Source organism: Litoreibacter janthinus, from assembly GCF_900111945.1.
Classification (GTDB): domain Bacteria; phylum Pseudomonadota; class Alphaproteobacteria; order Rhodobacterales; family Rhodobacteraceae; genus Litoreibacter; species Litoreibacter janthinus.
In genome coordinates, this window is the sequence record NZ_FOYO01000001.1 from 145,890 (window position 1) to 161,100 (window position 15,211).

Here is a 15,211-nt window from a genome sequence, read left to right on the forward strand (position 1 = left end):
GACAAAATGATAAAACTAATCGTAGCCGATGATCATCCGATCTTTCGCGATGGATTGGTAAAAAGCATCGCAGAGACTGGGGATTTTGAAATTGTTGGCATCGCGGCGTCCGCACAAGAGGCCGTTGAACTAGCCGCGAAATTCAAGCCAGATGTCGCCCTTCTCGACCTTTCGATGCCAGGAAACGGGATCACTGCGGCTGCGCGCATTGTGGAAGCGCAAACCGCAAAATACGTCGCAATGCTAACGGTCTCCGAGGACGATGCAGATGTCACCGCAGCGTTCCAAGCCGGCGCCATCGGGTATGTTCTGAAAGGCGTTTCCGCCGAAGATCTAAGGCGCATTCTCAAAGGTATCGCGCGGGGCGACGCGCACGTCTCCCCCGGCCTCGCTGCGCAAGTCCTGAAAATCATGCAGTCCCCAAAGAAGGTCGACCAAAACCCGATCGATGACCTGACCAAACGCGAGGAACAAATCTTGCGTCTCGTGGCGACAGGGCAAAGCAACCGCGAAGTGGCCGATCAACTCAACCTGCAGGAAAAAACCGTTAAGCACTACATGACGACGATCCTTGGAAAATTACACGCGCGAAACCGGGTAGAGGCGGCGCTGATCGCCCATGAAGCGTGGAACCGTTAGAGTTGGGTTGGGCCAGCTATTTTCGGTATTTTTGCAGCCGGACCCAATCATTGTTTGTGGCTTTTCGTTTTACGACAGCACGTCCAAACTGATCCGTCAACACGTAGCGCCCGGCCTCAATTCGCTCACGCCATCCGTTAGAGAACAGAACGTCTATGTCTCGCCCTGATCCTGTGACCCTCGTCGCCCTCGCCGCCGGCTGCGTGCTGTCGGCGCGGTCCAGAAAGTTGCCACGCCCGACCAATGATCTCACATGCGCGATGTCGCTTCCCCGCGCACGCCTTCGCTCAATTACGCGGCCACTCGCATTTCGACGCTCGTATTTTCCATTCCGAATTACTTCTTGGCTTCCGTTCGCATAGTTCAGCCTTACACCGCCATTGATCTTTTCAATGCGCAGTATCTTGGAATGCACATCCCCATCTTGGTTGCCCGTTCGACCGGTATTCTCTTCGTCATCATCTTCATCGTCGTCATCATCGTCGTCATCATCACCATCGTCATCATCGCCACCACTGTTGCCCTTGCCACTGTTCTCCCCCTTCGCGTAAGCGATACTGGGTGCAACTTCGACAACTAGCCAATCGACAATTTTGATTTCGATTTCGTACGGTAAGATGGTCGCCAAACCACACAGAACGAGGCGTGAGAATATTCTCATGTCGGACCTAAACCTAGAGTTGAATTGGTTCTGATGAGTGCAGTCTTACATGTTTCGTAATCGGTTCGCATCGGACGTTGGTCGGTCAAGACGCGTCGTCCAAGTCGGAACGCCTACGTGTTGACGAGAATTCACTCCAGACAAAATCCCTGTTCGACCACATCACCGGGTTTGTCACATCCCGAAACCTCAGAATTGCGTGGCTTTTGACGGGCAATCTTCGATGCATGGCCTTCCACGCTCCTATTGGATTCACCCAAGCTTTCAATTTGGAAGGTCAGATCGAAGCTATCGACAGAGCTGGCGGTCGCCGTGCCGGTGCAAAGAAGGGCCACTGTTTTTATAGTGCCACCGTCTGGAACGCCCCGACAGAAGGGGGAGACCCAAGCAACAAGAATAGGGTAACGATGAAAGTAGGTCCTTGACGTGTATTTCATTTCTCCTTGATCGATAGTTGTGAATTCTGTTTCGCTGAGGCCGGAAGCTCTCGACATCCACCAAGGGCATATGACCTTGGGACCTTAGACCTAAGAAGAGCACAGATTGACGTCGGGCTTATTTTCGTCAGGCGGCTTTTAGTCTTTCAGGCAGGCGAGCAAGCTGTGATCCGTCCATCAACTTGAGCAAGCGCATGGTTGGCATGAAACGGTTCCAACGCGTTACTTCCCCCAAGGCCGCCATTCCAATGCAATATTTGGAGCACTTTTTCGTTGGTCGCGCGTGTACACGTCGCAGGCATTTGTCCGCGAAGCCTCGCCCAAGCGCCGATTTTGTCTCGACAATGAATACGTCGCTGGTCGCGTTCAGTGAATTGTTGCTGTTCCAGAATTGAAGCCGCGCATCAATTGTCATGCGCTCGCCACCGGATTTTGCCACCAAGGTGATCCTTTGATACCTGATGTCCAAAGCAGGTTGTAACGCATACCTGAACGGTTTCCCGTAGTGCTCGGAGTAGGTATCCCGCGCGAAAGAAAGTGCCTCGTTGCAGAGGCTTTCGCCAGCCCCAAGGGTATAGGGCAGCCGGTGTTTGACAGTCATACCGCGGCGCCCTTTCACCTTAACCTCCAGATAACTCAGACCGGCATCGGCGTACCGGCGAACCCGAACTTTGAAGCCCTTCCTAAGTCCTTGATGGTGCTCGTAGTAGGCGCTGCGCTCTGCATCGTCGAAATAGCGCGTTTCATAGGTGAACATGCGACGGTTATCGATCTCCAGAATGTCGAACTGGGTCAAAAGCTCAGGCAAAACACGCTCTAGGGACCAACGGTCCACGACGTATTTGTTGTCGATGCGCGACAGCATTTCTGCACTTTCATTGAGCTGATCCAAAGTGATCGGGGTAAACCCGCTGACAAGCCAGTCCAGATCCATGTTCGGTGTGAATTGCGTCATGTCGGTTCCTCCTAGTTGCGGTATTGGACGTTGATGCGGGCCAGATCGTTGACGTAGTTCAACTCGATGATCTGGAAGGTCATGACCTCAACGCCAAGACGTGCCGACAAAGCCGCGCGCGTTACCTCCCAGTCTGACAGGATTTCGGGGTCAATCGCATCGAGGGTCAGCTTCGCGCCATGTGCCGATTTGAGCATCCGGGGATGATCAAGAATGAACGCCGCGAGCAGCACGAAGCTTGTGATCATGATGACCAGCAGCAGGCCGGTCCCGAGTACCGAACAGATGACCGCGATTGCGATCGCGCCGAAAAAGTAAGCTATCTCGATCTTTTCAATCTGCTCGGAGCGCAAACTGAACAGGGCCAGAATGGCAAAGAGACCAAACCCCGCTGCGATGCTGAATTCGACGCTTGATAGGATTGTCAGGACGGCAAAGGCAGAAATGTTGAACATGGACGCCGTCGCCGCCAATTCACGGTCACGGTAGCGACGATAATACATCCCAAAAATCAATAACGTCATGGCAACCGTATCAATCGCGAGACGGGCAACAAGTTCCCAAGTGGGATCTGAAAAATCCACCATCCAATTCCATCCTTTCATTGAATCAGCGATGCGGGTGCCGCTGTTTCGAAGCTGATGGATTACTGTCACATCACGCGCGGCTCGCCTTCCGACGCTGGTCCCCTGATCATTCGGACTTACGTCTCAAGCGGCGGAATTCTTCATAGGACTAAAGGCCGATTTATTGCGCACTGACTTGGGCTACTGTGAAGCCTCAACGCGCGCGTTCTCTCAACTTGGGTCCGGCCATGGGTTCGCGCCACGGCAAATAAGCCAGATAAAATTCCGCAAACAACAGGGAGATATCATCGATGCACAGCTACATTTCAGCCTTTTTTGCACTCCTCGCCACGTCTTTGCCCGCCATGGCCCAAGACACAGAACGAGCCCTGCACAATGTCGTCGGCGATGTTTATTTGTTTCAGAACAACTTTCACATGTCGCTGGTCGTTCCCACAACCGAGGGAACGGTTCGGGTCGATCCGATCAATGCGGAAGCCGGGGAATGGCTCAATGCGAACCTTGGAGACATCACGGATCAGCCGGTAACCCATTTGATCTACTCCCACAGCCATGGTGATCATGCCTCGGGTGGGGCGGCACATGCTGGAGCAACAATTGTCGCGCATGAAAGCGCCCCGCCTACACTTGATGGAACCGAACCGACACAGCGTGTGGGCGACACTCATAGCCTTGAACTGGGAGGCAAGATTTTCGAGCTGACCAACCTTGGGTCCGGTCATGACACCCATATGCTAGCCGTTGTGGTGCGCCCCGAGAATGTGGCTTTTATCGTTGATGTTGCGGCCCCTAAGCGCCTGCCATTTCGCGATTTTGGCGGCGCAAATATTGACGACTGGATCGGTCAGGTCGAGACGGCCATGACGCTTGATTTCGACGTGTTTGCCCCCGGGCACGGCACCGTCGGGAACAAGAACGATCTCGCTGACCACCTAACCTATCTGCAAGACTTGCGTGCCGGAGTCCTTGACGGGCTGAAGGCCGGACAATCTGTAGACGAAATCAAGATGAGTCTTGATCTCTCCGCCTATTCCGAATGGGGGCAGTATGAAGATTGGCGCGGGTTAAACATTGAGGGTATGGCGAAATACCTGCAAACCAGCGGCCAAGTTAACTAGGGCTGGGCGCAGTCTTACGTCACTTGCACCAAGGATTTGATCGCCGAGCCAAGCCCACTGTCATTTGATCTGGACTATGATTGAAAGCGCCGGTCGAATTGCGGCTCTGCAAGCTTTGCCGCAGTCCGTGAACTATGCAGCATTCGGTAGAATGGGCTCAAACCTGCCGTTCTCCATATCGCAGCATCTTGGGCGATAACTAAAAGCCATGTTGCCACTCACGGGGAAGCGGTCCGGTGAGGCAGCGGGGCTACTCTGGGATGACCTCGTCAAGAAGGGCAACCTCGGAACCTTCGCCCACGTCCGACCCAACCGTCTCCAAGCGCTAAAGGCGGACGCCAGCGAGAGAGTCGCCCGCCTGCACTCGGAACTGGATCAAGTGCTCTCTTGGCTCTCCTCTGAAGGCCCTGTCTTCCCCCACCTGAACGTTAACCAAGTGACCAAGACGTTCGCGCGCTGAGGAAAAATCTGGGGCTGGAACGACCGGGACTCGTCGTCCATGGCACCCGGAAGTGGTTCATCACCCAGTGCGAGAGAACCGGCGTTCCTGAGCACTTCACAGCAAGCCTAGTGGGTCACCAATCGGCACGGTCGGAGAACCAGCTCACCTACGCAATCTACTCCGGAGGCATCTCGGACGAGCAAAAGAGGGGTATCATCGATCAGATACGCTTGCCGTGCTGATCCCTGATATCGATGCGTTCGAGGAGCGGGCGGCGATTGGTCAGTTCGAGGGGCAGTTGACTCGCGAAAGGGCCGAAGACCTCACGGCGCGCGCTAAAGGGTTCCGGGGGGCTGACCACTACTGGCAGGAGTTGGCCGATTACGTTGTGAAGTGGCAGGTGCCGGAATGAAACTACCCTCGGCGGTTCCTCAGGGAGTTGCCGCGGTGCACTGCAGTTCTCTTTCTTATCGGGTGGTTGCTTTTAGCGCTTAGCAGATGCTCCAATCTGCCTACAGGCCGGTGGTCTTTGACCAACTCCCCAAATCATAGTCTCCAACTTTACGCACGAGCTTCGCCAATTCCTCACGGTCGGTCATGTTGCTGACGAGCTGCGCTCCCATTACTTGGTCCAGGCCTCTAGGCGACAATTTGAGTCCGGCCAGTTTAAGTTTGCGGCTAATCTGCACTTTGGCATCGTGATCGGACTTAGAGAGCCCTCGCGCGCCATAGGATTGTTCAGGGGGCATGAATACTCTCCTTGAGGATCGGCTAACGGAAACTAAAATATCCTAGCAAAATTCGCCTTTCGTCTCAAGGGACCAGCAAGCAACACGTCGCACCCCACCGCCAGCAAGGGCCCACCAACTTGGGGAGACGCGGGGGAGGACGCTGCCGAGAGAGGTCTGCCGCGCCTGCTGCAGTTGGTGGGAGAGAGTGCTGGAGTTGGGTGTCGGCGGGAAAGGCCGGTGGAGTCGGTGACGGCGGGGATGTTGCCCCCGTGACCAAGTAACGAATGGATAGGGGAGTGATGGTGTAGATGTAGAATGCACCCTCCTGCAGCACTCTGGGGCTATCAGGGTATCTTCCGACGTGGGGCATTCCTTGGGGCACTTTCAGCCCACTCGTGGCCCGGAGGCCTGTTGATCTATCACGAAGAGGAGGGTGGCTGGGATGGTAGGAGTTCCAGCACTCCGTTGACCCTCATCACCTTTTCCGCCCGGTTCCCGGGACTGGGGCATTCCTTGGGGCATTTCGGAGCGACGGTGGGGGTGCCACGGGTGGCGGTGCGCGACGTCTCGAAGTGGGCTCGTTCACACCGCTACGACCGTCACCCGCAGCAACATCCCAGCCGCCACCCTTGCTCTCGGTCTCTTCCAATGGTGAGAGCACGCTGTCGGGGGGGGGCGACCTTTGGACGATGGGAGGGGTCGCGCACCTCTCGCGGGTCGGGGTGCGGGCAACGGAGGCTCAGCGGACATTGCTGCCGTGGGCTAAATTCAGGACAATGTCTGCTCTCAGATCGATCCGTTCAATAGACGATGGTTTTTGAGAATGCGGCAAATATTGGCTCCGAGCGCTTCACGTCGGGGTAGAGTTTGCTGTACTCCGTCGCGGCCATTGAAAGTTTTGCTTAGCGAAAGTTTTTGGCTCATCGTAAACTTTGAGTAGGCACGTACCGAGAGCCAAGACAGAACTAATTGGGGTCTCGGAGATCAAAGCAATGACCTGCTGCCTTCAAACCAATCTAATTTCACCCTGTGAAATTCAGGCCGCCAATCGCATATATGAATCTTGTGCAATCAACAGTTTCGCTTCGTGTGCTTTCAGGCAAACTCGTGCGGTGCTGCCATATGATCTAGCGTCGCTACGCAACGCAGGGAAAGCGGCAAAAAGTTCTTCGCGAACGTTGCCGGAAATAGCGGCAAGGCCAACATCACCAGCATAGAAACTCTCAGTCGCCGCCCCTTCAGCATAGATCACCTCGTGGGTGTCAAACATCAAGTGAATGTAGGTCACCAACTGGCATGGCGTACGATATACATTCAGGCCGTCCTCCAGATGTGTGGCCGCAACCAGCACTTCATCCGAGCCAAAACTCAGCTCGCAATTATAGCCCTCGAACAACACGCGGTGCTGGGGCGAGACCAGCAAGGAACGTCGTGCACCAATCACATGGCTTGAGATGCGCACGGGCGCGAAACTTCCCTGGCCCGGAACGGTCGATACACCCACCCAACGCAATGGCTGCGCGCCATGGTCGCGAGTTATCACCTTGTCGCCGGGTGTGAGGCTTTCGATCGGGCGCTCGCCCGCTTCGGTCAAGATCATAGTGCCGGGGGTGAAACAGATGATGTTCTCTATGTCCGAGAAATTCACCAACGTGCCATCCGCCATGGTGAAATAGCCGGAAGAAGCACCGATATCCGTGCTGGCGGTAAATGTAATATCGTCCAGCGTAACGTCCGGAGTCAGCTGCAGCGTATCATTGTCAGCGCCACCTTCGTCGCCGCCTATGATGGTAATTGTTTCTGTGCCTGCCTCGCTTAGATCGGCCAGCGTGAAATAATCATCACCATCGCCACCATCGGCTGTATCGCCCTGCGCGACGGTAAAGCTGTCATTGCCGTCGCCGCCGAACATACTGTCGGAACCTTCGCCACCGATAAGCGTATCATCGCCCGCCTCGCCAAACAGCGTGTCATCACCAGCGCCGCCATCCAGAGTGTCATCGCCGCCGGTGGTCGGGGCGGGGATAGTTTCAAAATGTACATCCGAAACCCAGACAGCCTGCGTGCCGCTCTGGCCGTTTGCGTAGATGATTTCAATCTGGGAAACTGGCCCTTCGATCTCAATCAACGCCGACCCGCCCGCGCTGTTCGGGTTCTCACCTACGGTTTCGGCCGTGATGGTGTTGCCTGAGACGGTATCTCCACCCTCGGGCGTGATTGTCACGGTCACCGGATTGCCATCGGCGTCATAGGCATTGATTGTTACGATATCAGTATGGTTGCCCGACCCCCAGTCAATGTCGTTGATGCGCAACGCAACATTCTGCACCTCGTCCGACATGCCGCTGCCAGATTGGGCCGCAAAATCAATCGTCGTGGTCGATGTAGCCCCATCGCCATCCCCAAAGATATAGGCGCTGGAATTGGGGTCAAACGGCTCGCCGGATTCAACATAGGTCGTGTCGCTGGTTTCAACCTGCAAAAGCGGATTGTTGTTGCCATCGTTCGTCATGCTGACTGAAACATCCATATTGCCGGTGTCTTGGGTAAACCCGGCCGCAATATTGGTGCCGTCGCCGCCTTGTGCATCCCAGTTCAGCGATTCAGCAGTAACATCGGCCAGATCGCTGTCGCCATAGAGCACATCGTCACCGGCCTCTCCCTCCAGCGTGTCATTGCCGGACCCGCCGTAAACGATATCATTCGCGTCCCCCGCTTCGACACTGTCATTGCCGTCACCGGCATTGACCAGATCGGCATCTCCGGAACCACCGCTGCCATCGCCACCGTCAATAACTTCGCCTTCACCGTCACCGGTGTAGCTGGCGTCAATCGTATCGTTACCCGCCGTGCCGCTGACCACACCGTCCGGCATCACCGGAACGCCGCTCACAAAGCTCGTTTCATAGGTGCCATTGGGGTCGCCGCCGTTGAAATCATTGCTTTCATAGGCCAGCAGTTCAGTGGCGTTGCCCGAGCCGTCCAGCAACACATCATTAGCGCCGCCATCGGTCCAGCCCACGTCGGCCACATCGCTGCCGCCGCTGCCCGACCACTGGATATCTTCATAGATATACTCAACCGTGAAATCGCCGCTACCACTGTCGGTCAGCACCACTTGGAACGAGTTGTTGCCGCTACCCGAATAGGGCGCAACACCGTCCCAGGTCATGGTAATTGTGCCCGCGACCGGGTCTATATCCCAGTAAATTTCGCCACCGGAGTTGACATTCACATCGGCAAAAAACGGCGCCAGCATTGGCGTCGTTTCGGCGCCCAGATTGGATGTGCTGTAATCGGTAAACGCCGAACCGAACGAAATCGTGCCGTTCGAGTTCAGATAGATCTCGGTATAATTGGTGCCATAGAAATTGATGCCACCCCCACCAAAGACGGACGTAACATCAATCTCAACGGAGCCGTCATCAACCCCGCCTGCGGCCTTGGGCGCGGATGAGAAAACACCCTCGCCGTACCCGGCTGGTCCCCCCAGACCTGTGTTCATCGTTGGCATTGCTCTGCTCCTGCCTCGCGGCCTTTTAGGCCAGCGCTTCGTCTGAGGATTGGCGATCTGATGCCGCCTGATCCGCTGTCTTCTGAGGTTGCTTTGATCGGTTGCACACTCTGTTTCCAAATCGAATACAGTTGTGCCGAGGCCGTAAAAGAGCAGGATTTAGTCAAATCTTCGGCAAGTTAGGGCGATTTTGGGGCAGGTTTACCGCAGGCGTTGCCGCCGCCCTTGCAAGCCCACGGTAGCAGCTGATTGATGTCCTTTTGCGCATGGCCTTTGGCTACGGGAGGTATGTTCCGGTGTCCGCCATCTTATAGTTTGGGCCAATCTCGCGTGACGCGACCCGTCGATAGGATTTAGAGAACTGCCCTATTGTGACAATGGTGCTCGACATTCTGCACGCCTGTGAAGCGACAGATGATTTTGACCCCTTCAAGGAGAGAGGCTTGATCTCACTGATAGGGCCAGCAGATTTAACAGTATTGCTTGAATTCGGACTGGGTACCGCGCCAACTCAGCGACGATTGATGTTACGGCAGGGGGATACGACCGGGCCAGAGCGATAGTGTTGCCGCAAATAGCATCCGCACCGCCAAGTGATTTAATCTTTTGTGGTGACCATGGCTTAGACATAGTTCGGATTGTTGAGCTTGGAGGAGTCATTTTGGGGTTTTCGGACGACTGCCCAGATGGTCGACTTTCGAAGACTAACGCTCCGGTACATCGGTCCCTTAGAAAATTGACTTTACTCAATCGATTTGAAGGTTGTCCAACGTAACTGTGGAGCTTCAATTGCGTCTTGAAACATCACCGCTACCCATTCGTACATATGTCTAAAAAACTGACACAGATGCAAGTAAACGGCCACTCCACACACCTCGTTCAGCCGATTCCGGCAACCCTGTCCGATCTGACACCTCGCGCGCCGCTGGCCACATGCGGGCGTAGGATAGCCTTTGAGGGCGGATTGCCCGGGGCCGAAATCGAGGTGACAGACGGCGCGACCGTTCTGGATACCATCGACTATGTATATGGCGCCGCGTGGGCACGGGTGCCACCGATGCTGCAAAGTGCGGGGGTGCACCTGGTGCAGAACAGCTGCAACGGCCAGACCCGCACGACCATCACGCCGCCGCCCAATAATATGCCAACATCGCTGTTTAAACCAATCATCTGGGGCAAACTGCTTGAGTGCATGACCAGTGTGGACCTGGACAACATAGCACCGGGTGCGACAGTCATCATGCACCGCGACGGCGTGGAAAGTGCCCGGTTTGATTGTGCCGAAGTCATTGCCACCTGGAGCGGCCACAAACCATTCGTGAAGGGCGAAGAGATCACCATCCACCAAGAATATATCTGCGGTGGAAAGGAGGATGGGCGGGCGGTGGCCTCTGGTCCCAATATAACGAACGTTCAAGACGCGAGCCAAATGAAGAAGCCGGTGGTTTTGGAACCGATCTGCCCCGATGCTGTCCTTGTCACCATCGCCAACCTGACTCCGGGTGCGCGGGTATTGTTCATGGCGGATGGCCAACCTCTGGGCTACTCCGAGACACCATCGGTCACTCACAGCTTTCCTTTACCCAAACTGAATGCGGGCCACAAGCTGACCGTGCAATGCGAATTGTGCAGCAAGGTCAGCCCTGTATCGGACCCTGTAGAGCCCCAGCCGGATACCAACCTCATCGGCCTCGACGCGTCCAAGATGTACGATGATCGTGCGCGTGCACGGCTGTGGCGGGGCCAGTCAGAAATTCGGGCCCTTTGACGTGGCCGCACATGACGACTTACCTCCGCCCACGATCGACGAACCGGTCGAGGCGGGGACTCAATGGATCACTGTCGCCTCGGACCATGCCGGGGCTCAGGTGGCGCTGTTCCGCAACGGTGTTTACGAAACCTCGGCCTTGTCGCGCGGAACGCAGATGGCGACGCCGATGCTGGCTTGGTCGGCCGCTTTTTCCTTGGGCGAAGCGCTGACGGCAAATCAGGCCCTGTGCACGCAGGTCTCGGACATGTCGCCGGCGGCCAAGGTGGTGTTCCCGAAACCCAAGGCGCCACTTCTGCTGAATCCCGCCTCGGGCGCGACTGGCCTGCCGGTCAGCGGCATTCAATTCTCGTGGAGCGATCCGGGCCAGAACACGATGGCTGAAGCGACCAACTTCTTTCTAGATATAAAGGAGGATGGCGGCAGTATCGTCCTTCAAGGCCAAACAACCGGAACCAGCCTGACACCCTCGATGATGCTGGATCATGACACGAAACACGTCTGGGGCGTGACCGCCACAAACCAGGGGGGCAGCACCAAGAGCCTCGGTCGCACTTTCACGACTAAGGACGCGCCGCCCCCACCGCCGCCGCAAACCGCGGCTCTGGCATTTCTTAGCCAGCTTTTTGCAACCTACGACCTCGTCAACAACCTATGGCCAGTGCCTTCAGGCCAGTAATTCTACATCGCCATTGGTGTCGGCAACGTGGGAAATGCCAATGCGCCTGCGGCTGAGCTGGTATTTGCCATCCAGCAAGGTAGTAACCAGTTGGGCACGCAGACGGTCAGCATCCCAGCAGGCATGGTCCCGGGATGGTCCGACGTCGCATATTGGACCGTTGGACCATTCGGCACGGGATATCACCTGTTCGAAGTGGCGCTAGTGGTCAACAACCAGATTGTCGACCACACGTCAAACAATCTGGACCTTCAGTAGTGCCCGATCTGCCTGCGGTCGGCCTACAAGCCGCCGTTTGTTCCCCATGCAGCATTGGTAAGAAAGGGCTCTTGGCGGACCTCGGATTCGGTGCGCTATTGTTCACTTCTGCACCGAATTCAATGCATCGAACGGCCCTTATTCCAGTATGATGAATTTCTATTTGGAAGTAGGTCGATGTTTTCAGAGCAAAATAGTGACGGAGAATACACTGACGGAGAATGTAGTTTGCGTTGCATATTGTGTCCTCCAACTTAAACGGAATCCAAGGACGATTCAGTGTGTGCTGGCATTCATGCCTAGCTGGGTTAAAGCTCCCTGGCTCGCTTGCTTTCCGATAGAGGCATTGCGCTTTTGATCGGCACAGATATGAATCTTCACTGCTTGCTACAATTGAGCATATCAGGATTTATTCAAAAATCGGTATCGCGGTATAGGTCTTCATAAGCCCTAAAGACGTCAGCAGCGGCCGACTTTGACGCTGAGAGTTGCTGCCAGAGCTAGATCCCAAAGTGTTTGTAAAAACGGACACATCGCTAGGCCAACTGGTCCCCTTCGTGCTCTTCGTTACATAAGTGAGTGCGAACGACTGATACCAATTCAGGCATGCTAAACGGCTTGTTAACCAAAGGAGTGGCATCGTGAACAAATTCAAGCTGATCGCGCGAATATCCAGAGGCGATAATGTAACGCAATTTCCTAGCCTCAAGTTCTTTCGCAATGGGTTCCACACTATTCCCATTGAGGTTTGCATCTAGAACAGCTCCGTCGCATGCGACGGTCTTGAGTAGCCCCAGCCCTTCTTCGACCGTTCGCGCAATTCCGACAACCTCACAACCTGCTTCTAACACGGCTTCCTCAATGTCGAAGGCGATCAGAGGTTCATCCTCGAAAATGATAATCTTGGTGGCCAAACTCATCTCTTCCTAATAGCTGCCAGAAACTATGCAGCCTCGCCCATTTGAACTTCTTCCATAGGTGCGGTCAGCACCCAGACCACACCAAATGGCTCATATTTCAACTCAACCTTACCACCTACTGCGTTCGCAGCCATTCTTTCCGTCACAGTTGTTCCAAAGCCAGTTCTCTTTGGTTCTGTTACTGTTGGACCGTCATGCTCACTCCACTGCATGCGAAATAACTGGCCCCCTTCTTCGATTGACCATACAATCTGCACATTACCTACGGGGCCGGAGAGTGCGCCGTATTTAAGGGCGTTGGTAGACAATTCGTGCAAAGCCATGCCTATGCCTTCGGCTGCTGATGGAGTGACGATCAGATCGGGCCCTTCGATTCTGACCCGATTGCTTTGAATTTCCTCCCCAAGATGACTGAGCTGAGACCGCGCCAATTCCTTTACGCCCACACCTTCCCAACTGCCGTCGACGATAAGATTCTGGCATGACGACAATCCAAGCAGACGTTGCGAAAATCGCTCGACGAAGTCTGTGGGCGAAGATGTACGTGCCGTCTGGCGGGCCATCGAAAGGACTACCGCCAAGAGGTTCTTGGACCGGTGGTTCACTTCACTCATCAATAGTCGCACATGTTCTTCGTATTTTTGGCGCTCGGACAGGTCGTAGAAGTTGCAAACAACGCCGAACCTGCCGTCTGGCATTGTAATGCGTTCTATCATCCAATCGTAGGATGCGATCTCGTCGCTGTCTTTCCTGGTTCCGACCGTCGACGGCGCATCGTAAGCCTCTCCGGTTGCAAGAGTGTGTCTGAACCGTCCGACTATCTCGTCCGCAAAGTCTTCGGGCCACAAAGCCCTCATTGTCTCTTCGTAATCACGGCCAATCAGCGGTCGAATACCACCAAAAGCGGGTAGAGCGCCCACGCTCACATGGGCAAAGCGAAAATCTGCATCAAGGGTAAAAATCCCGAACGGTGAGCGGTTCACCAAGTTTTGGAAAGTGTCGTGAGATGACATCAGCGCCGCGTGGATAGCCTTACGTTCTGAAATGTCGATGCCCGAGGGAATTAGGTTCTCCACAACACCGGTTTGGCTCAAGAGCGGAGCCATTTGAAAATCGATCCATATAAGCTGCCCATCAGCAACCTGAACTTCCACGTCGAAGCGGGCGATATCGCCATCTCGAACCTGCTCACAGGCATTTCTTATCTTTTGCGCTACGTCAGGAGAGTAGTTCCACCAATAGCAATCCCAGAACTTCTTTCCGATGACGTCCTTAGGCTTGAGACCGGCCACTTCTAGAGGTGCACGGTTTGCCTCTAGAAGCGTTCCGTCCAAGTCCAGAATGCCGACAAAGGCGAAAAGATTATTGAGAATACTTCTGAGCCTGTGCTCCGCCTCGCGTTCCGAAGTGACGTCTCGATGCACGTTTGAGATGCCGATGACTTCGCCAGTCGAAGATCGAATAGGCGCAGCAGTAATCGCTATCGTCAGTTGCTCGCCGGATTTTGTAAGACGGATGGCATCGAAGTATTTGAGCTCGCTGTTGACGATTTCGGTGATGTAATCCTTTACGCGTTTGGGCCAATCGGGTGGATATAGCATCTCCATTGATTGCCCCAAAATTTCCTCGCGCTCGTAACCGTAGAGATTTGTTGCTGCGGCATTCCAACTGGTGATCCGACCTTCAAGATCGAAGGCGATGACTGCGTCGGGCATTGTAGTCACAATGGCTGCGAGATTTAAGGCGTGTTGTTCAGCATTGTCTGCTTCTACCAGTGCGAGTTTCTTGGATGTGATGTTGCGATGGGCGACAAGTGCAAGCCTCGCACCATTCAGTTTGAAGGAACTGGCGACTACCTCAAACCACCTTCTTTCTGTTTCAGAATGGCAGGGGTATTCGGCCTGAAACTCACTACCTCCTGACAATACTTTGACAAGACCTTCCTTGATAGACGATACAAATTCCGAGCCTGTACCATTGCTTTCTTGGCAGATTTGTAGGTAGTTCGCGCCTACATAGCCGGTAGTTTGGTCACCATTATTCTCTTTGCTAAAACGCATCCAAGAGCGATTGACACCCACTATGGAACCATCCTGTGTCAAGATCGCAACGCTATCGTGTAACGCATCAATCACAGGTTGGATGATGGAAAGGTCAAGAGCTTCAGATCGCTTGGTCATTTCTCAGCTGCGCTCCAAGTGCTTTGGTCAAGAGTGTGTGCTCACCTTGCAGTCAATAAACTGCGTTAGATACTTCCGTTTGGCAAGGCGCGTACAAAAGGTGACGCATCGAGGTTCAAGCGCTGTTATGAGCTCGATCGCCTTGCTTGCTAAGAACACCATACTTGCTGCACGCGGTCGAAAACTCACAATAGAATACATCAAACGTCGTGCACGGCTGTTCGACACGGGTGACGGCTGAGAACAGTTCTCGAATGACCTTTGCAGACATTTGCTTACACCGGTTCACGTCACTGATACCTCGCTGACTTCTCCAACCAAT

14 protein-coding genes are annotated in these 15,211 nt (G+C 54.6%); 8 read left to right on the plus strand and 6 right to left on the minus strand.

The genetic code is table 11. The features are described from left to right. The first annotated feature begins 6 nt into the window (after nucleotides 1–6). Both BM352_RS00795 and BM352_RS18870 read left to right on the plus strand, forming a co-directional pair. Nucleotides 7–639 (plus strand): response regulator, encoded by a 633-nt coding sequence (locus BM352_RS00795; protein ID WP_090211245.1) that lies wholly within the window; start codon nucleotides 7–9, stop codon nucleotides 637–639. A gap of 253 nt (nucleotides 640–892) precedes the next feature. Then, a complete protein-coding gene (locus tag BM352_RS18870; RefSeq protein WP_175500582.1) occupies nucleotides 893–1,219 on the plus strand; it encodes a hypothetical protein in 327 nt (108 codons plus the stop codon). Nucleotides 1,220–1,864: 645 nt separating this feature from the next. Here BM352_RS18870 and BM352_RS00810 read toward each other — a convergent pair. Beyond that, nucleotides 1,865–2,692 carry a polyphosphate polymerase domain-containing protein gene (locus BM352_RS00810; RefSeq protein WP_217642970.1) on the minus strand — a complete coding sequence of 276 codons (828 nt, stop codon included), beginning with the start codon at nucleotides 2,690–2,692 and terminating at the stop codon, nucleotides 1,865–1,867. 11 nt (nucleotides 2,693–2,703) lie between these two features. Beyond that, on the minus strand, nucleotides 2,704–3,279 hold the full coding sequence (locus tag BM352_RS00815) for a DUF4956 domain-containing protein (protein WP_217642972.1): 576 nt from the start codon (nucleotides 3,277–3,279) through the stop codon (nucleotides 2,704–2,706). 344 nt (nucleotides 3,280–3,623) lie between these two features. Here BM352_RS00815 and BM352_RS00820 point away from each other — a divergent pair, with 344 nt between their 5' ends. The 3 genes from BM352_RS00820 to BM352_RS18875 all read left to right on the plus strand — a co-directional run bounded on the left by BM352_RS00820 (nucleotide 3,624) and on the right by BM352_RS18875 (nucleotide 5,251). Then, nucleotides 3,624–4,397 carry an MBL fold metallo-hydrolase gene (locus tag BM352_RS00820; RefSeq protein WP_139229764.1) on the plus strand — a complete coding sequence of 258 codons (774 nt, stop codon included), beginning with the start codon at nucleotides 3,624–3,626 and terminating at the stop codon, nucleotides 4,395–4,397. 208 nt (nucleotides 4,398–4,605) lie between these two features. Then, nucleotides 4,606–4,857, plus strand: coding sequence for a hypothetical protein (locus BM352_RS00825; RefSeq protein WP_090211253.1), 252 nt, complete (start codon nucleotides 4,606–4,608; stop codon nucleotides 4,855–4,857). A 217-nt stretch (nucleotides 4,858–5,074) separates the two neighbouring features. Then, nucleotides 5,075–5,251 carry a hypothetical protein gene (locus tag BM352_RS18875; protein WP_175500583.1) on the plus strand — a complete coding sequence of 59 codons (177 nt, stop codon included), beginning with the start codon at nucleotides 5,075–5,077 and terminating at the stop codon, nucleotides 5,249–5,251. A gap of 100 nt (nucleotides 5,252–5,351) precedes the next feature. Here BM352_RS18875 and BM352_RS00830 read toward each other — a convergent pair whose 3' ends face one another. Further along, nucleotides 5,352–5,588 carry a hypothetical protein gene (locus BM352_RS00830; protein WP_090211255.1) on the minus strand — a complete coding sequence of 79 codons (237 nt, stop codon included), beginning with the start codon at nucleotides 5,586–5,588 and terminating at the stop codon, nucleotides 5,352–5,354. Between the two features lie 1,018 nt (nucleotides 5,589–6,606). Then, a complete protein-coding gene (locus tag BM352_RS19195; protein ID WP_090211257.1) occupies nucleotides 6,607–9,084 on the minus strand; it encodes a Hint domain-containing protein in 2,478 nt (825 codons plus the stop codon). An 826-nt stretch (nucleotides 9,085–9,910) separates the two neighbouring features. Between BM352_RS19195 and BM352_RS00840 the strand changes: the two genes are divergently transcribed. The 3 genes from BM352_RS00840 to BM352_RS00850 are packed head-to-tail and all read left to right on the plus strand — an operon-like array spanning nucleotide 9,911 to nucleotide 11,789. Continuing rightward, entirely contained in the window at nucleotides 9,911–10,852 is a 942-nt protein-coding gene (locus tag BM352_RS00840) for a hypothetical protein (RefSeq protein WP_090211260.1), read from the plus strand. Between the two features lies 1 nt (nucleotide 10,853). Then, entirely contained in the window at nucleotides 10,854–11,531 is a 678-nt protein-coding gene (locus tag BM352_RS00845; RefSeq protein WP_139229765.1) for a hypothetical protein, read from the plus strand. A 27-nt stretch (nucleotides 11,532–11,558) separates the two neighbouring features. Then, nucleotides 11,559–11,789, plus strand: a complete 231-nt coding sequence (locus tag BM352_RS00850) for a hypothetical protein (RefSeq protein WP_090211265.1) — start codon at nucleotides 11,559–11,561, stop codon at nucleotides 11,787–11,789. Between the two features lie 536 nt (nucleotides 11,790–12,325). Here the strand turns inward: BM352_RS00850 and BM352_RS00855 are convergent. After that, nucleotides 12,326–12,703 carry a response regulator gene (locus tag BM352_RS00855; RefSeq protein ID WP_175500584.1) on the minus strand — a complete coding sequence of 126 codons (378 nt, stop codon included), beginning with the start codon at nucleotides 12,701–12,703 and terminating at the stop codon, nucleotides 12,326–12,328. 29 nt (nucleotides 12,704–12,732) lie between these two features. Continuing rightward, nucleotides 12,733–14,889 carry a PAS domain-containing sensor histidine kinase gene (locus tag BM352_RS00860; RefSeq protein WP_090211270.1) on the minus strand — a complete coding sequence of 719 codons (2,157 nt, stop codon included), beginning with the start codon at nucleotides 14,887–14,889 and terminating at the stop codon, nucleotides 12,733–12,735. Nucleotides 14,890–15,211: the final 322 nt, after the last annotated feature.

Bases quoted from the DNA above. Each gene is read 5' to 3' on its own strand.
- BM352_RS00825 (WP_090211253.1), top strand. From the start codon at position 4,606: ATGTTGCCACTCACGGGGAAGCGGTCCGGTGAGGCAGCGGGGCTACTC.
- BM352_RS00815 (WP_217642972.1), bottom strand. From the start codon at position 3,279: ATGGTGGATTTTTCAGATCCCACTTGGGAACTTGTTGCCCGTCTCGCG.
- BM352_RS00795 (WP_090211245.1), top strand. From the start codon at position 7: ATGATAAAACTAATCGTAGCCGATGATCATCCGATCTTTCGCGATGGA.
- BM352_RS18870 (WP_175500582.1), top strand. From the start codon at position 893: ATGCGCGATGTCGCTTCCCCGCGCACGCCTTCGCTCAATTACGCGGCC.
- BM352_RS00820 (WP_139229764.1), top strand. From the start codon at position 3,624: ATGGCCCAAGACACAGAACGAGCCCTGCACAATGTCGTCGGCGATGTT.
- BM352_RS00840 (WP_090211260.1), top strand. From the start codon at position 9,911: ATGTCTAAAAAACTGACACAGATGCAAGTAAACGGCCACTCCACACAC.
- BM352_RS00830 (WP_090211255.1), bottom strand. From the start codon at position 5,588: ATGCCCCCTGAACAATCCTATGGCGCGCGAGGGCTCTCTAAGTCCGAT.
- BM352_RS19195 (WP_090211257.1), bottom strand. From the start codon at position 9,084: ATGCCAACGATGAACACAGGTCTGGGGGGACCAGCCGGGTACGGCGAG.
- BM352_RS00810 (WP_217642970.1), bottom strand. From the start codon at position 2,692: ATGACGCAATTCACACCGAACATGGATCTGGACTGGCTTGTCAGCGGG.
- BM352_RS00860 (WP_090211270.1), bottom strand. From the start codon at position 14,889: ATGACCAAGCGATCTGAAGCTCTTGACCTTTCCATCATCCAACCTGTG.